Genomic DNA, 19,997 nt, shown 5'->3' with positions numbered 1-19,997 from the left:
TGGTGGCCAGTGGGGCCGCGCCGGGCTCGGGCGGCGCGCCGGCTTCACCGGGCGACACGGCCGCGGCGGTTTCAACGCGTTCGGCTTCGGCTCGGGCCCGTATGGCTCGGGCCTCTATGGTTTCGGGTCGGGCCCCTATGCCTACGGCTTCGGTGCCGCCGGCTATGCATTCGGCTCCTCGGGCCCGGGCCCGGCGCCGTTCCGGGCGGCCTCCTGGCCGTTGGGTGACGTCCCCGGCCTGCCCGTCGCGGCCGGCATCCCGGCACCCCCGGTGCAGCGGCCCGCGATCTACGTGCTCGGCTCCGAGCGCCGCGGCCCGGCCCGAATGCGGCGCGGCGGTGTCGGCGGCCCGGTGACGGCCGTTTCCGGCCAGCAGGGCGGCAGTGGCGTGGTCGTGGTCGGCGCGCGCCGAACCGCCGTCAGGTAGCGGAACCGTCCGATCCCGCCGTCAGCGCGTAGAGCGCCACGGCGGCCGCATTGGACACGTTCAGGCTCTTCACCGCGCCCGGCATGTCCAGCCGGGCCACCACGTCGCAATTGGCCCGCGTGCGCTGGCGCAGGCCGCGCCCCTCCGCGCCCAGGACGAGCACGGCTGGCCGACCCGGCGGGACGGCGCCGAGCGGCACGTCCCCGGCCGAATCGAGGCCGATGCGTCGGAAACCGCGCTGTCCGAGCTCGATCAGGGCGTCGGCGAGGTTGCGGACCACCACACTCGGCACGTGTTCGAGCCCGCCCGAGGCGGCCTTGGCCAGCACGCCGGTCGCCGCGGGGCTGTGCCGCGCGGTTGTCAGGATGGCCTGAACGCCGAAGGCCGCCGCCGTGCGGGTGATGGCCCCGACATTGTGCGGGTCGGTGACCTGATCCAGCGCGAGGACGAGGGCGTCGTCGCCGAGGTCGTCGAGACCCAGCGCCGGCAGAGGGTCGCATTCGAGAAACAGCCCCTGATGCACGGCGTCCGGCTCCAGGAGCCGGCTGATGGCCTCCGCCCTGACGATCTCGGGCAAGGGCTCCAGGCCGGGCTGCTCCGCCGCCAGCCGGGCGGCCGCGTTCTCGGTGGCGAGAAAGCGCCGCACGCCGCGCTGCGGGTTGCGCAAGGCCTCCGCCACCGGGTGAAAGCCGTAGAGGATCACGCGGTCCGGGTGATCGTCCCTGGGCGGGCGGGCAGGCCCGCGGCTCGGCTTGCCGGAGCCTCGGCGATCTCTCGTCATGGCTGGCTCCATCCTCCGGGGAGGGGGCGTTGTCCAGGCCCGCGTGCAGAAGGTGGCCCCGATGGTGTTGACAGCGCGGCGGCCCGTTCCTAAACCGCAACCCCCGGCCGAGGCCGGGTTCAGCGGGCGTAGCTCAGTCGGTTAGAGTGCCGGCCTGTCACGCCGGAGGTCGCGGGTTCGAGTCCCGTCGCCCGCGCCATTCTACCGAGCCCCGCCGCGGTCTGCCTTAGGCGCCTCGCGGCCGGTCTTCTCCCTTCCAGATCCAAGCGATTCCGCGAGCACCCGTCGCCGCGGCGGCGCGTCCTGCCGCGGCAGCTTGCGCGGCCGCCCCCGGCAGACCGGGCCGGATGAGTCGTCCCCAGCTTCCGGCGCTCCAGCGATCGGGATCGGGCTCGGTCGCCCCGGCGTATTCCGGGCTGGGCCGAAGCTCTTTCCGGCCGGGGGACGAGATCTTTCGGCTTCAGCCCGCCTGGCCTCCGATGTCGCCGCTCAGGGGCGACATTTCGCGAGCCCATGATCGCGGCGTCATCTGGCCCTGATCATGGCCGTGTCTTGCGAACGGGCTGCCCCGTGGGCGGACACGGGACCAGCCCGGACCGGCGCCGAGCGGACGACTTGGATGCGGGCAGCCGACCCGGCCGTGCCGGGCTTGTCACGCATTAGGGTTGCCAACAGGCGCGGCTCGACATCGGCCTGAAATGCCCCCAGCCCAGACAGGAACCTGCCAAGCGCGAGACGCGTTTACGGGCAGGCCACCCCACTCACGGCTTCGGAGCGACGCCAGATCATGTCCTTGCCGCATCGCCTCACCGGCCTGACTGGCGCCCTCGGCGTGGCGGGGCTGCTTGCTGCCGCCTCGCCGGCGCAGGCTGGCCTTCTGGAATTCCTGTTCGGCGATTCGTTCGTCGAGCGGCCGCGCTACCAGTATCAGCCGCGGCCGGCGCCGCTGGACGTGCATGTCGCCCCGCGTCGGCGCGCGCCGCAGGGCGCGTCCGGCTCTCAGGAGCGCCAGGCGCCCCGGACGGCGCGGCCCACGGCGGCTCCGGAAGCGAAGCCGGTGCTCGCCAGGCCGATCGACCCGGTGAAGCGCCCGAACTGGTATCTCGAGGACCCGACCCTGCGGCGCGGCGACATCGTCGTGCTCAAGGGCCAGGTGCTCGTCTACGAGGGCGGCACCCGCGGCGCCGCCACGCCCGCGCAGTTCGAGACCCTGGATAAGACGCGCTTGATCTCGAAGGGCGAGAAGAGCCGCATCGAGAAGATGGCCGACACCTCCGGGCCGCCGGTCGAGCCGGTGCCGGCGCCGAACAAGGAGGCTTCGCTGAACAAGGAGGCCCCGCTGAACAAGGAGGCCTCGCTGAACAAGGAAGCTTCGCTCCAAACGGCGCAATAGCCTGGAGCGACGCCCGCCCTAGAGGGTCCGGATCGCGAGGCCCTGGCGCTCCCGGGGCAGCTGCGGAGCGGGGCGAGTTGCGCCCCGCAGTGCCGCGGCACAGGGTCCGCCGTCGAGGCGCACGCCAGGGCCCGCAGCGGGCTGGGCGCCTACATCGAGTCGCCGTCAGGGGCTCGGAGGCGACGAGGTCAGCCGAGTTCCGAACTCAGACTGTCGCCCCGGCCCAGCGGATCGGGAAGGGGCTGCCCGTCCGCGACAAAGCTCAGCGACACGGAATTGATGCAGTAGCGCAGCCGGGTCGGGGCCGGGCCGTCCGGAAACACGTGGCCCTGGTGGCTGTCGCAGCGGGCGCAGCGCGTCTCCGTCCTGACCATGCCGTAGCTGCGGTCGGTCACGGCCCGCACATGGGTCTCGTCGATGGGTGCGGTGAAACTGGGCCAGCCCGTCCCGCTCTCGAACTTGGTGGCGGCCCGAAACAGCGGCAGACCGCATTCGCGGCAGCAATAAACGCCCGGTTGCTTGTTGTTGAGGAGGCCGCCGCAAAAGGGCGCCTCGGTGCCGTGCTGCAGCAGCACGCGCTTTTCCTCGGGCGAGAGATCGGCCTCCAGCCGCTCCCGCTCATCGGGGGCAGGGGGCGTGAGATCGAAGCCCGACGGCGAACGGGTCGGGCGGTCACCGGCCTCCTCCGAATCGGAGGAGGCGTCGCGGCGGAACATGTCGAGGAGGCTCATCGGCCTCAAACGCACGAGCGGGCGGCAGGTTTCAAGCGGTCCCGTGCGGCGTAAGGACATGGATCACCCGGCTCTGCAGCAGGTCCTTGGTCTTGGCCCCGTAATCCTTCATGTGCGGGGCCGCGATGTGGGCCTTGAGCGCGTCCATGCTTTCCCACTTCTCGATCACCGCGAAGGTGTCGGGGCCGATGTCGGTCTGGACCGGCCCGAGGCCCTGGGCATCCACGGTCGGCACGTATTCGACGCAGCCCTGCTCGGCCCGCACCGCCGGGATGTTGGCGTGGAAGAACTCGAGCACCTTGTCCCGCATGCCGGGCTTCGCCGTGATCAGGGCGATGACGTGAATCATGTGCGGCGCTCTCCCTCGCGTAGCGACGGGCTCAGCCGAGCCCGGCAGCCTGTTTCAGTGCTGCATTGATCCTGTCCTGCCAACCCGGACCTTCGGCCTGAAAGGCTTCCAGCACGTCGCGGTCGATCCGCAGCGTCACCTGTTCGCGGGCGGCCGGGAGAACGGGCGGCCGGACCGCCGCCGCCGCCGCCTCGATGGGCTTCGCGGTGGCGGCCTTGAAGGCGGCTTCCGCCCGCGAGCGCGGGTCGACGCCGCGACGGCTGCGGTCGTTCATGCCCGCAAGCCCCTGCTTGGACGCGTGCATCTGTTCATCGGCTTCCCGCCTCGCTTGTGCCGAATCTACAACTCTCGTTATCAGTCTTGCACCGGCCCGTCATGCCGGCCCCCCGGGGCGCGCCGCGATTGTTGTTGAACATCGCGCCCGGCCCCTGTTGCCGTGAAGGCCGGCGACGGGTTGCGCCCGGCCGCGGGAAATCCTAGAGGGGGGGCCTGCCTGTTGGCATCGGAGCGTAGCGCAGCCCGGTTAGCGCACTAGTCTGGGGGACTAGGGGTCGGAGGTTCGAATCCTCTCGCTCCGACCAATCCCCGACATCCGGACCAGGGCCGCCCGAGGCGGCTTTCGACACCACCTTTTCCAGCAGAGACGCCGTCCGCTCAGGCTGGCGACGGCAGGTGCTGGCGCTCGCACGGCAGCAGGGAGGTTGTGGGCGAAGGGCTGAGCAGGCTCGCGTCGCCCCGCCCGTCGATTTGGGCGCGGATGCGCGCGAGGTCCATCACCGATCGGATCAGGGCGGCCACCGGGTCGTGCCCGGCTCCGCGCAGATAGGCCTTCGCCAACTCGATCTCGGTCTCGCTCATGGACCCCGTCCCCGTTGTTCTTGCAAGAACATATAGGGAACGGAAACTTGCCCGCGGGTTAACGCCGGCCCCGCCCCGGGGCCGGGGTTCCGGGTCACCGCCGCGGCGGCACCCAGGCAGGCGACAGCGGCGTCTCGTCGAATCGCACCAGGAGTTCGGCCGGTCCCTGGACCAGCGCCACCGCACCGGCCTGCCGGAGTTCCGCCTCGGCGAAGCCGCCGCAGCGGACCGCCACCGTGGCGAGGCCGACCGCGTTGGCGGCGATCACGTCCCAGGCCGTGTCGCCGATCACCACCGCCTCGGTCGGGCCGAGGGGCGCCACGGCGGCCAGCGCGGCCGCGAAAATGTCGCCAGCCGGCTTGGAACGGGCGGCGTCGTCGGCCGACACCATTTCGTCGAACAGCCCTTCGATCCCGGCGATGCGGACATATTCGGCCACCTCCTCGGCCTTGCCCGAGGAGGCGAGCACGGTCTTGAGCCCGGCCTCGCGTACGCGCCGGAACAGATCGGGCACGGCCGCAAAGGGCCGCACCTTGGGCAGGTAGTCGCGCTTGAACAGGTCGGACCGGAAGGCGGAGATCTCCTCCTCCCTGCGCTCCAGCACCTCCCGGGGCACGAAGACGGGAAGCAATTGGTCGCCGCCCTTGCCGATCTGGCGACGCATTTCGGCGAAGGGCACGTCGTAGCCGAAATGCCCCAAGGCCTGACGCCACGCCTCGGCGTGGAGGTCGACGGAATCGATCAGCGTGCCGTCGATGTCGAAGATGACGGCCCGCGTCATGGTGCGGCCCCGACGGGGGCGGCCGGCGGATCGCGGTAGAGCCGTGCGACCCGGTAGTGCCAGAGACAGACGATTGGCGTCACGATGAGCTCCATGGCGAGCGCGCCCAGCATGGACAGGGCCGGCAGACCGGTCAGGAGAAGCCCGGCCAGGCGCCCGAGCCCTCCCGCCACCACGATGAGCGTGAGAAGGCCGATGCGGCCGCCCTTGCTCTCGATCGCGGGCACGCAGGACCAGAACAGGAGGCCGATGCCGAGAAGCAGCCCCGACAGGTAGCGGTAGTGGCTGTCGCCCGCGACGCCGAGCTGGTCGCCAGTGAGCCCGGCCGCGAACAGGACGCCGTAGAGCCCGGCCGCCACGGGCAGCAGAGCGCCGAGGCTGATCACATATTGCAGGACCCGCCGTTCCCGCTCGAGCCTGTCCATCCGCGCCGAAACCCCTCGTCCCGGAGGGGGAAGCCCGGAGCCTGGCCCGGGGTTCCCGTCAGGCGATGCCGCCGATCCGCAACAGCGCCATCACGACAAGACCGACACAGAAGGCGAGCCAGAGCAGCCGGGATTGCGACATAGTGTGGTTGGGTCCCTAGACGTTGTTGCCCTTCAGCCGGGTGTTGCAGCGGCTGTAGAACTGAGGCCATTTCAGCCCGCCGGTGGTGCCGGCCTGCTTGGCTTCCTTCCATTCGACACCGCATTTGCGGCGGCGCTCGCGCCCGGCGAGCTGGCCGGCGGTCGGCTCGCGCTGCGGCTTGGCGGCGCGGCTGGGCTTGGCGGGCTTGCTCGGCGCGGCTTCCGTGCCGGTGGCCTGGGCGGAGGCCGGACCGGGTGCGGCGACCAACAGGCCAAGCACCGTCGCGAGGGCGAGAAGAGCGGGACGCATGGGAGACACCTTTCAGCTGGCCCGGTCGCGCCGGGGTCGGTGACCGCCGGCATCCTAGGAAGCTCCGCCGCGCCTGTCTTCTCCTCCGAAGGGAGGGAGCCGCAGAAGCGGCCCCCGTTCAGAGAATGAAGCGGCTGAGGTCGGTGTTGGCCGCGAGCTGCTCGACCTGCGCCCGCACATAGGCGCCGTCGATCTCCACGGCCTGCCCCGACCTGTCCGGGGCCGTGAACGAGATCTCGTCCAGCACCCGCTCCAGCACCGTCTGCAGCCGCCGGGCGCCGATGTTCTCGACCCGGCTGTTCACGTCCACGGCGACCCGGGCGAGGGCCTCGATCGAATCCTCCGTGAAGCTGAGCTCGATGCCCTCGGTCGCCATCAGGGCGATCGACTGCTTGATCAGCGAGGCTTCGGTTTCCGTCAGGATGCGACGGAAATCCTCAATGGTGAGCGGCTGCAGCTCGACCCGGATCGGCAGCCGCCCCTGCAATTCGGGCAAGAGGTCGGAGGGCTTCGAGATGTGGAAGGCGCCGGAGGCGATAAACAGGATGTGGTCCGTCTTCACCACGCCGTGCTTGGTGGTGACGGTGGTGCCCTCGATCAGCGGTAGCAGGTCGCGCTGCACGCCCTCGCGCGACACGTCTCCCGACACGCGGCCGCCTTCCGAGCGGGCGCAGATCTTGTCGATCTCGTCCAGAAACACGATGCCGTTGTTCTCGACCTGCCGGATGGCCTCCTGCACGAGGGCCTCCTGGTCGAGCAGCTTGTCCGATTCCTCGGCGATCAGGGGCGCATACGCCTCCCGCACCGTGACGCGGCGCGGCTTCCCCCGGCCGCCGCCGAGCGCCTTGCCGAGCATGTCGGACAGGTTGATCGCGCCCATCGAGGCGCCCGGCATTCCGGGGATCTCGAACATGGGCATGCCGGACGGCGCGCCGCCCGCGATCTCGACCTCGATCTCCTTGTCGTCGAGCTCGTTGGCTCTGAGCTTGCGACGAAAGGAATCCCGGGTGGCAGGCGACGCGGCGGGCCCGACCAGGGCGTCCAGCACGCGATCCTCGGCGGCGAGGTGCGCCTTGGCCTCGACGCTGCGGCGCTTGTCGTCGCGCACGAGCCCGATCCCGACCTCCACCAGGTCGCGCACGATCTGCTCCACGTCACGGCCGACATAGCCGACCTCCGTGAAGCGGGTGGCCTCGACCTTCAGAAAGGGCGCGCCGGCGAGCCGTGCCAGCCGGCGCGAGATCTCCGTCTTGCCGCACCCGGTCGGGCCGATCATCAGGATGTTCTTGGGCGCGATCTCGTCCTTCAGCGGGCCCTCGACCTGCTGCCGGCGCCAGCGGTTGCGCAGCGCGATCGCGACGGCGCGCTTGGCGTCCAACTGGCCGACGATGAAGCGGTCGAGCTCCGAAACGATCTCGCGGGGGGAGAAGCTGGTCATGGTCTCCATGTGGGGTTTGGATAGGCGTCGATCATCGGGGTGGCGCGGCGCGAATGTGCCGCGCTCACGGTGACAAAGGGCGGGCGAGCCGGGCGACGAGGCCCGCCGGCATGGCCCCGAGCAGGCGGGCGCGGAGCGGCGTCCAGCCCGCGCTGAGCAGGAGAATGAAGGCGCCCAGCGCCAGCAGGGTCACCGGCACCGTGTCCGGCAGTCCCGCGCTTCGGGCCAGGGAGGAGAAGGCCACGCCGGCATAGACCAGGCCGGCCACCAGGATCGCGCGCCGGTCCACCAGGATCGCAACCGCGGCGAGCCCGCAGAAGATCGCCAAGACGAGCACCGCGGCGGCGGGCGGCAGCACGCCGCGGCTCACCCCGATGGCGCTGAACAGAGAATGCACGATCAGCGGCGCGGCCAGGAGATGCAGCCAGAAGGCGATGTCCGTGCATCGGGTCCGCCGCTCCGGATCGGCGAGGTCGAACCGCATGGCCGCCGCGAAGGCGACGAGTCCCAACAGCAGCAGCAGGGGGTTCGCCAGCCGCTCGGCCAGGGATGGGGCCAGCACGGAGAGCAGCACGGTCAGGCTCAGCCCGGCCGCTCCGAACCCGGCCGCCACCGCGATCGGCACCCGGAAGCGACCGTAATGGAGGGCGGCCGCGCCCGCGGCCGCTGCAGCGGCGGCCGCGGCGGTGAGCGGTTCGGGACCCGTGCGCAGCACCAGGTCGATCCAGCCGAGGCTCGGCAGGTCACCTGCGCTCTCGCCTCCGGCGAGGGAGGACACGGCCACGAACACGGCGAGCACGAAGCTCGCCACCAGCACGATGGACGGCAGGGCCATCCGGCGCCGGCGGGTAAAGAACTCGGCCAGCCCCCACGCACAGAGCGCGACCACCGCCGCGGTCCAGCCTTCCGCCAGCCGGGCACCCGCCAGAAACGTTGCGGCGCCGAGAAACAGCAGCAGCCCTATGGTGACGAAGATGTCCGCGAAGCCGTTGACCATGCGCAGCCGCTCCGCGTCCGGCGGCTCCGGCCGGGCGGGCTCCTCCTGACGGGCGAGACTGCGCAGCGCCTCCGCCTGGCCCGGCCGGATCAGATCCTGGGCGACGGCCAGGTCGAGCACGCGGTCGGAGATCATGCGGCTGGCCCGGAGGGAGGGGAGGGGCTGACGGTCATGCGGCGGCCAGCGAGGCGGGAGGGGGTCGGCGGCGCGTTGTCGCGGGGACCGGGCGCGGCCGTGCGGCTAGGCCGCGTCCAGGCTTTCGACCACCACGTTGCCGTTAGTGTACACGCAAATCTCGGCCGCGATGGCGAGCGAACGCCGCACGATCGCCTCCGCGTCCATCCCGGTGTCGCTGAGCGCCCGGGCGGCGGCGAGCGCGTAATTGCCGCCGGACCCGATCGCCATCACGCCGGCCTCCGGCTCCAGCACGTCGCCCGATCCGGACAGGAGAAGGCCGACCTCGCTGTCGGCCACCAGCATCATGGCTTCGAGCCGCCTCAGGTAGCGGTCGGTGCGCCAGTCCTTGGTGAGCTCGACACAGGCGCGCGTGAGCTGCCCGGGATATTGCTCGAGCTTGCCCTCCAGCCGCTCGAACAGGGTGAAGGCGTCGGCGGTGGCGCCCGCGAACCCGCCGATCACGGCGCCCTTCGCGAGCCGGCGGACCTTGCGGGCATTGCCCTTGACGATGGTCTGGCCGAGCGAAACCTGGCCGTCGCCCCCGATCACCACCCGGCCTCCTCTGCGGACCATGAGGATGGTGGTGGCGTGCATGGAGGGGAGCTGTCGGTCGGGCATCGGATCTGGCGTGGTGGCAGGACTGCGTCACTTAAGCATGGCGGCGCGGAATACCACCTCGGCTGGTCCCGCGGTGGTCATCGGGCACCCTCCTTGCTATTGAGCCGCCGTCACCCTCTCGGGCCGGCGCAGGACGCCGTCCGGGACTCCGAGGCAGTCAGGACATTCTCATGCGCTCCGCGAGCGTCAGTCGGCGCACTGCCGAAACCGACGTCACCGTCACGCTCGGCCTCGACGGCACGGGCACGTGTCGGATCTCGACCGGGATCGGCTTCCTGGACCACATGCTCGAATTATTCGGGCGGCATGCGTTGGTCGATCTCGACGTCAAGGTCACGGGCGACCTTCAGGTGGATGGCCACCACACGACGGAAGATACCGGCATCGCGCTCGGCGAGGCGCTCCGCAAGGCGCTCGGCGACAAGAAGGGCGTGACCCGTTACGCGAGCCTCGACCTCCCCATGGACGAGACACTGACGCGGGTCGCGCTCGACCTGTCGGGCCGCCCCTTCCTGGTGTTCCGGACCGAGTTCCCGACCGCCAAGGTGGGCGAGTTCGACACTGAACTCGTGCGCGAGTTCTTTCAGGCCTTTGCCATGAATGCCGGCGTGACCCTGCACGTCGAGACCCTGTACGGCAGCAACAGCCACCACATCGCGGAAAGCTGCTTCAAGGGGCTCGCCCGGGCCTTGCGCCGCGCCGCCGCCGTCGACGAGCGCGAAGGCGGCCGCGTGCCCTCGACCAAGGGGAACCTGTGAGCGCCGCCTACACGCTGCACGTCGCGCCCGATTTCGCTCCCGGCGATCCGCGGGCGCTGGAGCGCGCCGACCTCGTGCGGGACGGCTTCTCCTGGGGCGCCTTTCTGGTGCCGAGCCTCTGGTTTCTGCGTCACCGCCACTGGCTGCTGGCACTCGGCGTCGCCGCGGCGGTGGTCGGGCTCGCGAGCGGGCTGCGGGCGCTCGGCGCCGGCCTCGGCACCATCCTGATGGCGGAAGTGCTGCTGCACGGCCTGTTCGGGCTCGAAGGCCCGACGCTGCGGCGCTGGGCCCTGGCGCGCCGGGGCCGGCCGGCCGTGGACGTGGTCTATGCGGCCTCGGAGGCCGAGGCCGAGACCAAGAGCTTCGGCCGCTGGCTGGACGATCCGGCGCCGGTGGCGCGGGCCGTCCCGCCCGTCGTTTCCGCCCTGCGGGCGAACCCGTTCGCCCGGCCCGGGCACGAGCCGGTGATCGGCCTGTTCCCCGATCTCGAGGGCCGGCGGTGACCGCGACCGTTGCGCTCGTCGATTACGGATCGGGCAACCTCCACTCCGCCCGCAAGGCCTTCGAGCGGGCCGTGCGGGAGGCTGGCCGGTCGGACCGCATTCTCGTCACCGCCGACCCGGACGAGGTCGCCCGGGCTGACCGCATCGTGCTGCCGGGCGTTGGCGCCTTCGCGGATTGCCGGCGGGGCCTCGAGGCGCTGGACGGCATGGTCGAGGCCATGACCGAATCGGCGCGCGGCCGCGGCCGGCCCTTTCTCGGCATCTGCGTCGGCATGCAGCTGATGGCCACGCGCGGTCGCGAGACGGAGACGACGGCGGGACTCGACTGGATCCCGGGCAACGTCGAGGCGCTCCAGCCCGAGGATCCGTCGCTCAAGATCCCGCATATGGGCTGGAACACGCTCCACCCTCAGCGCGAGCACGCCCTGACCGCGGACATTCCGCTCGGGCCCGAGGGACTGCATGCCTATTTCGTCCATTCCTACGCGCTGCAGGCGCGCAATCCCGACGACCTGGTGGCGGTCTCGGCCTATGGCGGTCCGGTGACGGCCGTGGTGGCGCGAGACAACCTGGCCGGAACCCAATTCCACCCCGAGAAGAGTCAGGCCCTCGGCCTGAAGCTGATCGCCAACTTCCTGCGCTGGGCCCCGTGATCCTTTTTCCCGCGATTGACCTCAAGGAGGGCCGCTGCGTGCGGCTGGTTCAGGGGGACATGGCCCAGGCCACGGTGTTCAACGACGATCCGGGCGACCAGGCCGCGCGTTTCGTGGCCCAGGGCTTCGGCTGGCTGCACGTTGTCGATCTCGACGGCGCCTTCGCGGGCCGGCCGATGAACGGCAGGGCCGTTGACGACATCCTGGCCCGCAGCACGGTCCCGGTGCAGCTCGGCGGCGGCATCCGCGACATGCGGACCGTGGAGGGCTGGCTCGCCAAGGGCGTTCAACGCGTGATCATCGGCACGGCGGCCGTCCGCGACCCGGATTTCGTGCGCGAGGCGGCGCGGCTCCACCCGGGCCGGATCGCCGTCGGCATCGACGCCAAGAACGGCCGCGTCGCCGTGGAGGGCTGGGCCGCCACCGCGAGCCTGACGGCCGAGGAACTCGGCCGCCGCTTCGAGGATGTCGGGGTCGCGGCGCTGATCTATACCGACATCGCCCGCGACGGCATCCTCACGGGCCTGAACGTGCCGATGACGCTGGCCCTGGCCCGGGCCGTGTCGATCCCGGTGATCGCGTCGGGCGGCCTCGCCTCCATGGCGGATATCGAGCGGCTGACGCAGCCCGATTGCCGCGATCTCGCCGGCGCCATCACGGGGCGCGCCCTGTATGACGGCCGCATCGACCCCGCCGAGGCGCTGGCCGTCCTGGCCGCGTCCGCCCGGACAGCCGAGCCGCCGGACACCCGGCTGGGATGAGCCTGGACGCCCGGGGCGCGGAAGGGGCCAACGGCGTCGGCCTCCCGGGCGCCCCGATCCCGTCCAGGGCCGGCACCAACCTGATGCGCGAGGTCGCGGCGGGCGCGACGGTGGGCGTCATCGCGCTGCCGTTCTGCGTCACGGCCGGGGTGCTGGCGTATGAGCCGCTCGGGCGAGACTATATTGGGCTCGGCGCCGCGGCCGGGATCCTGTGTGCGGTCGCCGGGGGCGTGACCGGCGCCCTGCTGCGCTCCTCGTCCTTTGTTCCGAACATTCCGCCGGTCAGCATGGCGCTGATCCAGGCGACCTTCATCTCCACCCTGCTGACGGCCCTCCGCGGCGACGTCGCCGCCACCCTGGCCCTCATGCCGCTGACGATCATCGGGGCTGGGCTGTGGCAGGTCCTGATCGCCGTCTCGGGCCTCGCCCGAGCCGTGAAGTTCACGCCGTATCCGGTGCTGGCAGGCTTCGTGACCGGGCTCGCGGTGCTGACCTTCGTGCAGCAGCTGCCCCGCCTCTTCGACCAGCCCTCCTTGGGCGGGGTCGTCTCGGCTCTCGGCGCGCTGACGGTCCCCTCGCCGGCCTTGCCGCTGTTCGGCCTCGGGGTCCTGCTCCTGGTCCGTCTGTCGGAACGCGCCGCGCCGCGCCTTCCCGCGATGCTGGTCGCGCTGATCGCCGGCAGCCTCGCCTGGCACGGGGTCAAGGCGCTTTGGCCGGATCTCGGTCTCGGCCAGCTCATCGGCTCGCTTTCGCTGAGCCAGGCCTCGCTCGGGCTGAAGCTGGATTGGGACGCGCTCGGCTCTGCGCTGACCGATCGGGTCATCCTGCAGAGCCTGCTCCTCACCTCGCTGACCCTCGGCCTGCTCGGCACCCTCGACTACACCTTCGCGTTCAGGTCGGCCCAGAACCTCGCCGACCTGGAAGCCTGGCCGCGCCGGGATCTCGCCGGCCAGGGCGCCTCGAATGTGGCGGCCGCGATGGCCGGCGGCCTCGCGGTGACGTCCTCGATCGCCTTCTCGACCACCCTCTACGATGCGGGTGGCCGGACCCGGGTCTCGACCGTGTCGATGGCGCTGGTGCTCCTCGCCGCCGCGGCCTTGGCGCCGAGCCTGATCTCGGCCCTGCCTGTGGTGGTGCTGTCCGCGCTGCTGGTGGCGATCTCGCTGCGGATGTGGGACCGCTGGTGTGTCACGGTGGTGCGCGACATCTTCTTCGCGGCCGATCCGGACGCCCGAACCCGGGCCCGCCGCAACGCCCTCATCGTGGCGGCCGTGATGGCCGCGACCGTGCTGGGGCAGCCGGTGGTCGGGGCGCTGGCGGGCGTGGTCGTGTCCTGCCTCGTGTTCATCGCCGAAATGAGCCGGCCCATCCTGCGGCGGGAGCTCGACGGCACGCAGGTCTTCTCCAAGCGCATCCGCTCGCAGCACGACCGCCAATTGCTGCAGGAGAGCGGTGCCTCCACGGTGATTCTGGAACTCCAGGGCGTGCTGTTCTTCGGCAATGCCGACGATCTCGCCAACCGGGTGCGGACGCTGGAGGGGCGGGCCGAGACCGTGATCCTCGACCTGCGCCGGGTCACCGACCTCGACACCTCCGGGCTGACGGTGCTGCGGCAGCTCGCGGAGCGGTGCCGGGGGCGGGGCGTCCACCTGGCCGTCTCGGGCCCGCGCGACGGGTACCGCGCCCTGCTGGAGAGCGCGCTGGCCCCGTCCGACGCCCGGGTGGTTCCCGATCTCGATGCGGCGCTGGAATGGGCCGAGGATACCCGGCTCGAGAAGGAGGCCGCCTCCCGGACCGCCTGGGGCGGCCTTCGCGTCGACGAGACGGACCTCGCCGGGGGGCTCTCCGAGCGTGAGCTTGCCGCCCTGACGGGGCGGCTTTCGCCAGCCTCCTACAGGGCCGGCGAGGCGCTCTGCCGCACGGGCGAGCCGGCCGACAAGCTGTGGCTCATCACCCGCGGCAGCGTCAGCGTGCAGATCGGAGCCGACCGCCACCGGCGCCGCGTGGCCGGGCTCGGTCCAGGCACCTCGGTCGGCGAGCTCGGCCTGCTCGACCGCCGGCCCCGCTCGGCGGACGTCGTCGCCGATTGCGAGGTGGACACCTTTGTCCTGACCGCGGAGGATTTCGACGACCTCCTGCGGCAGGAGCCGCAACTCGGCCAGTCCCTCTTATCCACCATCGCCCGGATGACCGCGCAGCGGCTGCGGGCCACTTCAGACGAGCTCAGGCTCGCGGAAATGTAGGAGTGAGCACGATGCTCAAGGTCCGCGTCATCCCCTGCCTGGACGTCAAGGACGGCCGGGTCGTCAAAGGCGTCCAATTCGTGGACCTCCGCGACGCCGGCGACCCTGTCGAAGCGGCGCGCGCCTACGACGCGGCGGGCGCCGACGAGCTCTGCTTTCTGGACATCACGGCCAGCCACGAGGATCGCGGCATCCTGTTCGACATCGTGGCCCGCACGGCGGCGGAGTGCTTCATGCCCCTGACGGTGGGCGGCGGCATTCGCCAGGTGGACGACATCCGCCGCTTGCTGCTGGCCGGTGCCGACAAGGTCTCCATCAACACGGCCGCCGTGAACGATCGCGCCTTTGTGCGCGAGGCTGCGCTGAAATTCGGCAGCCAATGCATCGTGGTGGCGATCGACGCGAAGCGCGTGTCCGGCCCCGGCGAGCCCGACCGGTGGGAGATCTTCACCCATGGCGGCCGGCGGCCGACCGGTCTGGACGCGGTGGACTTCGCCACCGAGGTGGCGCGGCTCGGCGCGGGGGAGCTCCTGGTCACCTCCATGGACCGGGATGGCACGCGGTCCGGCTACGACCTGTCGCTGATCCGGGCGATCTCCAGCGCGGTGCCGATCCCGGTCGTGGCCTCGGGCGGCGTCGGCGGGCTCGACGACCTTGTGGCCGGCGTGACCCAGGGGCACGCCAGCGCGGTTCTCGCCGCCTCCATCTTCCATTTCGGAGAGCATTCGATCGGCGACGCCAAGCGGCACATGGCGGCCGCCGGCATTCCGGTCCGGATGGGCTGACATTCAGCACCGAGCGGGATCGCTGCTATAGGAGAGGCGGCCGCCTCGGAAGGGTTGCCGCAGGAGGACGCCGTGCCGCTCGTCACGTTCAGCAAGCTCGCGCGCCTTCGCCGCGCCGAGGCGGGGCCGGCCCCGCACGCGGGCCCCGCTCGCGCGGGCGGGCGCCCGGTCACCGCGGTCAACACGGGGCTGAGGCGCTGATGTCCGCGTTCACGCTGCACGACCTCGAACGAATGGTCGCCTCGCGCGGGGCCAGCACCACGGACAGCTCCTACACGGCGAAGCTTCTGGCCGGCGGCCCGCCGCTTGCCGCCAAGAAGCTCGGCGAGGAGGCCGTCGAGGTGGTGATCGCCAGTGTCGGGCGCGACCGGCAGGCGCTGGTGCTCGAATCGGCAGACCTGCTCTACCACCTGCTGGTCGTGCTCAGGGCCGGGGGTGTCCCGCTGGACGAGGTGGTGGCCGAACTCGGCCGCCGCACCGCGCAATCCGGGCTCGCCGAAAAGGCGGGGCGGGCCGCGTCATGAGCGCCGCGCTCGAAACGCCCCCGCCGGCCGAGCAGGGCGATCTCTCGCCCTACCGCGTGTTCAGCCGCGAGGAATGGGCGCGGTTGCGGGCCGACACGCCGCTGACCCTCACCGCCGACGAGGTGGAGCAGCTGCAATCCCTGAACGACCCCGTGTCGCTGGACGAGGTCATCGCCATCTACCTGCCGTTGTCGCGACTGCTGGCGCTCTATGTCGCGGCCGCCCAGGGCCTGTTCAAGGCGACCCAGCGCTTCCTCCAGGCCGATGCCGGCAAGGTGCCCTACATCATCGGGGTGGCGGGCTCGGTCGCGGTCGGCAAATCGACCACCGCCCGCATTCTGAAGGCCCTTCTCGCCCGCTGGCCAAACACGCCCAAGGTCGATCTGGTCACGACGGACGGGTTTTTGCGACCGAATGCCGAGCTGACCCGGCTCGGGCTGATGGACCGCAAGGGTTTTCCGGACAGCTACGACACCGCCCAGCTTCTGCGCTTCCTGCACGACATCAAGGCCGGCAAGCGCCACGTGGCCGCGCCGCTCTACTCCCACCTCGTCTACGACGTGGTGCCGGGCGAGCAGACCAGTGTGGACCGCCCCGACATCCTGATCGTCGAGGGGCTGAACGTTCTCCAGCCGGCCCGCTTGCCGCGCGACGGAGCCGCCATTCCCTTCGTGTCGGACTTCTTCGACTTCTCGATCTACCTTGATGCGGACGAGGAGGACCTGCACCGCTGGTATCTCCACCGCTTCCTCCGTCTCCGGAACACGGCGTTTCGGGATCCGCTCTCCTATTTCCGCAAATACGCGAGCCTGTCCGAGAAGGAGGCGATCGATTTCGCGGAGGGGCTCTGGAGCCGCATCAACCTGACCAATCTGCGCGAGAACATCGTGCCGACGCGGCAGCGCGCGAGCCTGATCCTGCGCAAGGGGGCGAGCCACCGCATCGAGCAGGTCGCGCTGCGGCGCCTGTGACCGAATGCCCCCGCCGACTGCGCTCAAAAACGGCAGGCTGACCACCGTTGAGGCTTGCCGGGTCAGCGAGGCTGACCTATATTTTGCATCGCAGCAACGGGGCTTCGCCTCGCTGCTGTTGCCCTCCTAGGGCGTTTCCTCCCTTGACTTGGGCCGCTCCGAAGCTTCGGCTTCGGGCGGCTCTTTTTCGTTGGGAAGGCCGTGGCGGCCGCCCCCAAGTCGGGCCTGCCGCCGCCGCCTCCGCCCGCCGTCTTCGGGCCGCCGGCTGCCCTCCGGACCGTGCCGCCGGCCGCTGCGAGCGCGCACCTGCAATGATGGCCATAACACGCCCACTCAACCCTGCTTCGGCCTTGTCGCGCCCGTGTAAACGTGATCCGATCAACTTGGGACGGAACGTCAAGAGGCGACCTTGAACCTTCACAAGATGCTGCTGCAGCGGCAGGCGGATGGCCGGCCGGTGACCGTGGGCGTGGTCGGCGCCGGGAAGTTCGGCACGATGTTCCTGGCGCAGGCCCGCACCACGGCCGGGATGCATGTGGTCGCGGTCGCCGATCTCAACGTCGCACGAGCCAAGTCGCAGCTGAAGATGGCCTCCTGGCCGGACGAGCAATCGGCGGCCACCTCCCTCGACGACGCCCTGAAGAACGGCAGCACGTTCCTGACCAACGACACCGAGGCGATGATCCGGCATCCGGCCATCGAGGTGATCGTGGAGGCAACCGGCGACCCGAAGACCGGGATCCGCCTCTGCATGGCGGCGATCAACAACGGCAAGCACGTCGTGATGGTGAACGTCGAGGCCGATGCGCTGGCCGGCCCGATCCTCGCCCGGAAGGCCGAGGCCGCCGGCGTCGTGTATTCGCTGGCCTGGGGCGACCAGCCGGCGCTCGTCTGCGAGCATGTCGACTGGGCCAAGGCGGCGGGCTTCCGCATCGTGTCCGCCGGCAAGGGCACGCGCTACCACCCGACCTACCACGCCTCCACGCCGGACACGGTGTGGAGCATCCTCGACCGGTACATGAAGTTCCGGGACGAGGATCGCGGCTCGATCAACCCGAAGATGTTCAACTCCTTCGTGGACGGCACGAAATCCGGCATCGAGATGACCGCGATCTGCAACGCCACGGGGCTCCATTCCCAGACGGAAGGGCTGTCCTTTCCGCCGGCGACCCGGTTCGAGGTGGCGGAGATCTGCAAGCCGAAAAGCGCCGGCGGCGTCCTGGAGAAGGCCGGCGTCACCGAGGTGACGTCGTCCGTCTACCGCGACGGCACGGACGTGCCCCACAACCTCGTCATGGGCACCTATGTCGTGTTCGAGGCGACGCAGGACAACGACTACTCGCGCCGCTGCTTCGTCGAATATTCGATGCTGCCCGACAAGACCGGGCAATACGCCGCGCTGTACCGGCCCATTCACATGATCGGCCTGGAACTCGGCATCTCGGTCGCGTCCGCCGCCTTGCGGCGCGAGGCGACCGGCGCGCCGATCTGCTTCAATTCCGACGTTGTCGCGACCGCCAAGCGCGCCCTCAAGGCCGGCGAGATGCTGGACGGGGAGGGCGGCTTCTGTGTCTGGGGCAAGCAGACCCCGGCCGCAGCTTCGCTCGAAAAGGGCTACCTGCCGCTCGGCCTGTCGCACGACGTCAAGCTGAAGCGCGACATCCCCGAAGGGCAACGCCTGCTCTGGGATGATGTCGAGTTCGACGCGACCGACCTCGCCGTGCGGACGCGCCGCGAGATGGAAGCCGCGTTCTCACGGCCCAACACGACCGCCTGAACTCACTGCACCACAACATGAGAGCCCGCCTAAGCGGGCCGGTGTCGGGAATAAGAACGCCACAACGGAGGGGATGATGACGACCAAGGGTCATGGTGGGCCGAGCCGCCGCTACGCGCTCGGGGCCCTCGCGGGCGCGGGGGCACTCGTCGCGATGCCGTCGCTGGTGCGGGCGCAGAAGGTGAGCTGGATCGGGGCCACCGCGGTGGCGCCCTCGGATTTCATTGCGCAATCCATCGACTTCTTCGCCAAGCGCGTCGGCGAGATCTCCAAGGGTCAGATTACGCTGACCAATCACCATGGCGGCGCGCTGGGTGGCGAGCGGGAGCATATCGAGGCGATGCTCCAGGGCGCCGTGCACATGGCGACCCCCGGGCAGGGCATCCTGGCCGGCTGGTACCGCCCGGCCGAGGTCTGGACCCATCCCTACCTGTTCAAGGACGTGCCGCATAAGGACCGGGTCTGGGACGCGGTGCGGGACGAATACATCAAGGACGTGGGCTCCGTCGCCAAGCTGCGGCCGATCGCGGCCATCCCCCGGATGCCGCGGCAGCTCTCCTGCAACAAGGTCGTCAAGACGCCGGCCGAGATGAAGGGGCTGAAGATCCGGGTCCCGGAAACCGCGCTCTGGCGGCGCACCTTCGAGATGTTCGGCGCCTCCCCGACGCCGCTGCCGTTCCCCGAGGTGTTCCAGGCCCTCAAGTCGAACATCATCGATGGCCAGGAAAACCCGATCGCGCTCACCTGGAACTCGGGCATCTTCGATGCCAACACGCACCTGTCCCTGACCGAGCACATGATGCAGGACAACTGCCTGCTCATGTCCGAGGCCGTCTACCAGAAGCTCTCCCCCGAGCTGCGCCAGGCCGTGGATCAGGCCGCCCGCGACAGCGAGGCCGAGATGCGGCCCAAGGTCGAGGCCGACGACAAGCAGATCATGGAGAAGATCAAGGCCAAGAAGATCGTCGTGACCGAGGTCGACAAGGCTGCCTTCGCGGCCTCCGTCAAGAAACTCGTCGACGAGTTTCCGGCCGGCAGGAAGTGGGTCGAGCGCTTCGCGCAGGTCTCCTGATGACCCCCGTGGCAGCCCCTTCTCCCGTCCAGGGAGAAGGCGTTGCGGTGAGCCCCATGATCCGGCCCTTCCTGCGGCTCTGCGAATTCGTGAGCGACGCCGGCAAGGCCGTGATCGGGGCCGCCATGGCCGCGATCGTGCTGATCACGCTCGCGGCGGTCTGGTGGCGCTACGTGCTGAACCAGCCGATCGCCTGGATCGAGCAGGTCTCGAACATGCTGTTCATCTGGATCACCTTCATCGGTGCGGCGATCCTGTACCGGCAGCAGCTCCACATCGCGGTCGACATCCTGGTCGGGCTCGTCCCGGCCCGGTTCAGGACCGCCTATTTCTGGGTGGTCGAGCTGCTGAACCTGCTCTTCATCGTCACCCTGTTCATCTTCAGCCTGAAACTGACGATCGACGTCCTGCCCAACACGACGGGCGCGCTCGATATCTCACCGGCCTGGTACTACTTCTCCGCGCCGGCCGCCTGCCTGATGATGATGCTGTTCTTTGTCGAGAAGATCCTGGACCCGTCCAAG

Annotated in this window: 23 protein-coding genes, 2 tRNA genes and 1 pseudogene; 15 read left to right on the top strand and 11 right to left on the bottom strand. The window is 70.3% G+C overall.

Features of this window, described 5'->3' with window-relative positions; all coding sequences use genetic code 11:
- Window positions 1–427 (top strand): annotated as a pseudogene (locus JWR86_RS01095) (hypothetical protein); the annotation flags it as partial.
- On the opposite strand, the gene JWR86_RS01090 reads toward JWR86_RS01095, so the two are convergent.
- A complete protein-coding gene (locus JWR86_RS01090; RefSeq protein ID WP_299559494.1) occupies window positions 420–1,208 on the bottom strand; it encodes an RNA methyltransferase in 789 nt (262 codons plus the stop codon). The pseudogene JWR86_RS01095 and the gene JWR86_RS01090 overlap by 8 nt on opposite strands.
- A 122-nt stretch (window positions 1,209–1,330) precedes the next feature.
- Here JWR86_RS01090 and JWR86_RS01085 point away from each other — a divergent pair.
- Window positions 1,331–1,407, top strand: a tRNA-Asp gene (locus JWR86_RS01085).
- A 588-nt stretch (window positions 1,408–1,995) separates the two neighbouring features.
- The gene (locus JWR86_RS01080) at window positions 1,996–2,601 is read left to right on the top strand and encodes a hypothetical protein (RefSeq protein WP_299559491.1); all 606 of its coding nucleotides are present in this window, start codon (window positions 1,996–1,998) and stop codon (window positions 2,599–2,601) included.
- Window positions 2,602–2,789: 188 nt separating this feature from the next.
- Here the strand turns inward: JWR86_RS01080 and msrB are convergent, their stop codons facing one another.
- The 3 genes from msrB to JWR86_RS01065 are packed head-to-tail and all read right to left on the bottom strand — an operon-like array spanning window position 2,790 to window position 3,985.
- The gene (msrB, locus tag JWR86_RS01075) at window positions 2,790–3,332 is read right to left on the bottom strand and encodes a peptide-methionine (R)-S-oxide reductase MsrB (protein WP_366914523.1); all 543 of its coding nucleotides are present in this window, start codon (window positions 3,330–3,332) and stop codon (window positions 2,790–2,792) included.
- 31 nt (window positions 3,333–3,363) lie between these two features.
- On the bottom strand, window positions 3,364–3,681 hold the full coding sequence (locus JWR86_RS01070; RefSeq protein WP_299559488.1) for a putative quinol monooxygenase: 318 nt from the start codon (window positions 3,679–3,681) through the stop codon (window positions 3,364–3,366).
- Window positions 3,682–3,712: 31 nt separating this feature from the next.
- Window positions 3,713–3,985 (bottom strand): BrnA antitoxin family protein, encoded by a 273-nt coding sequence (locus tag JWR86_RS01065; RefSeq protein WP_299559485.1) that lies wholly within the window; start codon window positions 3,983–3,985, stop codon window positions 3,713–3,715.
- Between the two features lie 199 nt (window positions 3,986–4,184).
- Here JWR86_RS01065 and JWR86_RS01060 point away from each other — a divergent pair.
- Window positions 4,185–4,262: transfer RNA gene (locus JWR86_RS01060), tRNA-Pro, on the top strand.
- 73 nt (window positions 4,263–4,335) lie between these two features.
- On the opposite strand, the gene JWR86_RS01055 is transcribed toward JWR86_RS01060, so the two are convergent.
- The 7 genes from JWR86_RS01055 to hslV form a co-directional block, all read right to left on the bottom strand.
- Window positions 4,336–4,539, bottom strand: a complete 204-nt coding sequence (locus JWR86_RS01055; protein ID WP_299559482.1) for a hypothetical protein — start codon at window positions 4,537–4,539, stop codon at window positions 4,336–4,338.
- A gap of 94 nt (window positions 4,540–4,633) precedes the next feature.
- Complete coding sequence (locus JWR86_RS01050) at window positions 4,634–5,320, bottom strand: HAD family hydrolase (protein WP_299559479.1); 687 nt, start codon at window positions 5,318–5,320, stop codon at window positions 4,634–4,636.
- Window positions 5,317–5,745, bottom strand: coding sequence for a DUF4345 family protein (locus JWR86_RS01045; protein WP_299559476.1), 429 nt, complete (start codon window positions 5,743–5,745; stop codon window positions 5,317–5,319). The genes JWR86_RS01050 and JWR86_RS01045 overlap by 4 nt, the downstream gene beginning before the upstream one ends.
- 157 nt (window positions 5,746–5,902) lie before the next feature.
- Entirely contained in the window at window positions 5,903–6,196 is a 294-nt protein-coding gene (locus tag JWR86_RS01040; RefSeq protein ID WP_299559473.1) for a hypothetical protein, read from the bottom strand.
- A 118-nt stretch (window positions 6,197–6,314) separates the two neighbouring features.
- Window positions 6,315–7,634, bottom strand: coding sequence for an ATP-dependent protease ATPase subunit HslU (hslU, locus tag JWR86_RS01035; RefSeq protein ID WP_299559470.1), 1,320 nt, complete (start codon window positions 7,632–7,634; stop codon window positions 6,315–6,317).
- A 64-nt stretch (window positions 7,635–7,698) separates the two neighbouring features.
- Window positions 7,699–8,766, bottom strand: a complete 1,068-nt coding sequence (locus JWR86_RS01030) for a hypothetical protein (protein WP_299559467.1) — start codon at window positions 8,764–8,766, stop codon at window positions 7,699–7,701.
- A 105-nt stretch (window positions 8,767–8,871) separates the two neighbouring features.
- Window positions 8,872–9,426 carry an ATP-dependent protease subunit HslV gene (gene hslV, locus JWR86_RS01025; RefSeq protein WP_299559464.1) on the bottom strand — a complete coding sequence of 185 codons (555 nt, stop codon included), beginning with the start codon at window positions 9,424–9,426 and terminating at the stop codon, window positions 8,872–8,874.
- Window positions 9,427–9,596: 170 nt separating this feature from the next.
- Here hslV and hisB point away from each other — a divergent pair, with 170 nt between their 5' ends.
- The 11 genes from hisB to JWR86_RS00970 all read left to right on the top strand — a co-directional run.
- Window positions 9,597–10,184 (top strand): imidazoleglycerol-phosphate dehydratase HisB, encoded by a 588-nt coding sequence (gene hisB, locus JWR86_RS01020; RefSeq protein ID WP_299559461.1) that lies wholly within the window; start codon window positions 9,597–9,599, stop codon window positions 10,182–10,184.
- Window positions 10,181–10,687 (top strand): DUF2628 domain-containing protein, encoded by a 507-nt coding sequence (locus tag JWR86_RS01015; protein ID WP_299559458.1) that lies wholly within the window; start codon window positions 10,181–10,183, stop codon window positions 10,685–10,687. The genes hisB and JWR86_RS01015 overlap by 4 nt, the downstream gene beginning before the upstream one ends.
- Window positions 10,684–11,340, top strand: a complete 657-nt coding sequence (gene hisH, locus JWR86_RS01010; RefSeq protein ID WP_299559455.1) for an imidazole glycerol phosphate synthase subunit HisH — start codon at window positions 10,684–10,686, stop codon at window positions 11,338–11,340. The genes JWR86_RS01015 and hisH overlap by 4 nt, the downstream gene beginning before the upstream one ends.
- Entirely contained in the window at window positions 11,328–12,101 is a 774-nt protein-coding gene (hisA, locus tag JWR86_RS01005) for a 1-(5-phosphoribosyl)-5-[(5-phosphoribosylamino)methylideneamino]imidazole-4-carboxamide isomerase (protein WP_299559504.1), read from the top strand. Before hisH ends, hisA begins: the two co-directional genes overlap by 13 nt.
- Window positions 12,098–14,344, top strand: coding sequence for a SulP family inorganic anion transporter (locus tag JWR86_RS01000; protein WP_299559452.1), 2,247 nt, complete (start codon window positions 12,098–12,100; stop codon window positions 14,342–14,344). Before hisA ends, JWR86_RS01000 begins: the two co-directional genes overlap by 4 nt.
- Before the next feature lie 11 nt (window positions 14,345–14,355).
- A complete protein-coding gene (gene hisF, locus JWR86_RS00995; protein WP_299559500.1) occupies window positions 14,356–15,129 on the top strand; it encodes an imidazole glycerol phosphate synthase subunit HisF in 774 nt (257 codons plus the stop codon).
- A gap of 200 nt (window positions 15,130–15,329) precedes the next feature.
- Complete coding sequence (locus JWR86_RS00990) at window positions 15,330–15,653, top strand: phosphoribosyl-ATP diphosphatase (RefSeq protein WP_299559449.1); 324 nt, start codon at window positions 15,330–15,332, stop codon at window positions 15,651–15,653.
- Window positions 15,650–16,624, top strand: coding sequence for a type I pantothenate kinase (coaA, locus tag JWR86_RS00985; protein WP_299559446.1), 975 nt, complete (start codon window positions 15,650–15,652; stop codon window positions 16,622–16,624). Before JWR86_RS00990 ends, coaA begins: the two co-directional genes overlap by 4 nt.
- A gap of 409 nt (window positions 16,625–17,033) precedes the next feature.
- Complete coding sequence (locus JWR86_RS00980) at window positions 17,034–18,401, top strand: Gfo/Idh/MocA family oxidoreductase (RefSeq protein ID WP_299559443.1); 1,368 nt, start codon at window positions 17,034–17,036, stop codon at window positions 18,399–18,401.
- Between the two features lie 76 nt (window positions 18,402–18,477).
- Window positions 18,478–19,473 carry a TRAP transporter substrate-binding protein gene (locus JWR86_RS00975; protein ID WP_299559440.1) on the top strand — a complete coding sequence of 332 codons (996 nt, stop codon included), beginning with the start codon at window positions 18,478–18,480 and terminating at the stop codon, window positions 19,471–19,473.
- Between the two features lie 56 nt (window positions 19,474–19,529).
- A partial coding sequence (locus tag JWR86_RS00970; RefSeq protein ID WP_299559497.1) for a TRAP transporter small permease occupies window positions 19,530–19,997 on the top strand: 468 nt, incomplete at its 3' end.

The organism is Enterovirga sp. (genome assembly GCF_028290205.1).
Lineage (GTDB): Bacteria > Pseudomonadota > Alphaproteobacteria > Rhizobiales > Beijerinckiaceae > Enterovirga.
The sequence above is the reverse complement of the archived record's forward strand: the minus strand, read 5'-3'. Positions and strand labels throughout refer to the sequence as shown.

What these genes read in the sequence shown, in the direction of transcription:
- hisF (WP_299559500.1), top strand. Translation starts at nt 14,356, where the DNA reads ATGCTCAAGGTCCGCGTCATCCCCTGCCTGGACGTCAAGGACGGCCGG.
- msrB (WP_366914523.1), bottom strand. Translation starts at nt 3,332, where the DNA reads ATGAGCCTCCTCGACATGTTCCGCCGCGACGCCTCCTCCGATTCGGAG.
- JWR86_RS00975 (WP_299559440.1), top strand. Translation starts at nt 18,478, where the DNA reads ATGACGACCAAGGGTCATGGTGGGCCGAGCCGCCGCTACGCGCTCGGG.
- hslV (WP_299559464.1), bottom strand. Translation starts at nt 9,426, where the DNA reads ATGCCCGACCGACAGCTCCCCTCCATGCACGCCACCACCATCCTCATG.
- JWR86_RS01070 (WP_299559488.1), bottom strand. Translation starts at nt 3,681, where the DNA reads ATGATTCACGTCATCGCCCTGATCACGGCGAAGCCCGGCATGCGGGAC.
- coaA (WP_299559446.1), top strand. Translation starts at nt 15,650, where the DNA reads ATGAGCGCCGCGCTCGAAACGCCCCCGCCGGCCGAGCAGGGCGATCTC.
- hisB (WP_299559461.1), top strand. Translation starts at nt 9,597, where the DNA reads ATGCGCTCCGCGAGCGTCAGTCGGCGCACTGCCGAAACCGACGTCACC.
- JWR86_RS01030 (WP_299559467.1), bottom strand. Translation starts at nt 8,766, where the DNA reads ATGATCTCCGACCGCGTGCTCGACCTGGCCGTCGCCCAGGATCTGATC.
- JWR86_RS01040 (WP_299559473.1), bottom strand. Translation starts at nt 6,196, where the DNA reads ATGCGTCCCGCTCTTCTCGCCCTCGCGACGGTGCTTGGCCTGTTGGTC.
- hslU (WP_299559470.1), bottom strand. Translation starts at nt 7,634, where the DNA reads ATGACCAGCTTCTCCCCCCGCGAGATCGTTTCGGAGCTCGACCGCTTC.
- JWR86_RS01080 (WP_299559491.1), top strand. Translation starts at nt 1,996, where the DNA reads ATGTCCTTGCCGCATCGCCTCACCGGCCTGACTGGCGCCCTCGGCGTG.
- JWR86_RS01090 (WP_299559494.1), bottom strand. Translation starts at nt 1,208, where the DNA reads ATGACGAGAGATCGCCGAGGCTCCGGCAAGCCGAGCCGCGGGCCTGCC.
- JWR86_RS01045 (WP_299559476.1), bottom strand. Translation starts at nt 5,745, where the DNA reads ATGGACAGGCTCGAGCGGGAACGGCGGGTCCTGCAATATGTGATCAGC.
- JWR86_RS01055 (WP_299559482.1), bottom strand. Translation starts at nt 4,539, where the DNA reads ATGAGCGAGACCGAGATCGAGTTGGCGAAGGCCTATCTGCGCGGAGCC.
- JWR86_RS01050 (WP_299559479.1), bottom strand. Translation starts at nt 5,320, where the DNA reads ATGACGCGGGCCGTCATCTTCGACATCGACGGCACGCTGATCGATTCC.
- JWR86_RS00990 (WP_299559449.1), top strand. Translation starts at nt 15,330, where the DNA reads ATGTCCGCGTTCACGCTGCACGACCTCGAACGAATGGTCGCCTCGCGC.
- JWR86_RS01000 (WP_299559452.1), top strand. Translation starts at nt 12,098, where the DNA reads ATGAGCCTGGACGCCCGGGGCGCGGAAGGGGCCAACGGCGTCGGCCTC.
- JWR86_RS01065 (WP_299559485.1), bottom strand. Translation starts at nt 3,985, where the DNA reads ATGCACGCGTCCAAGCAGGGGCTTGCGGGCATGAACGACCGCAGCCGT.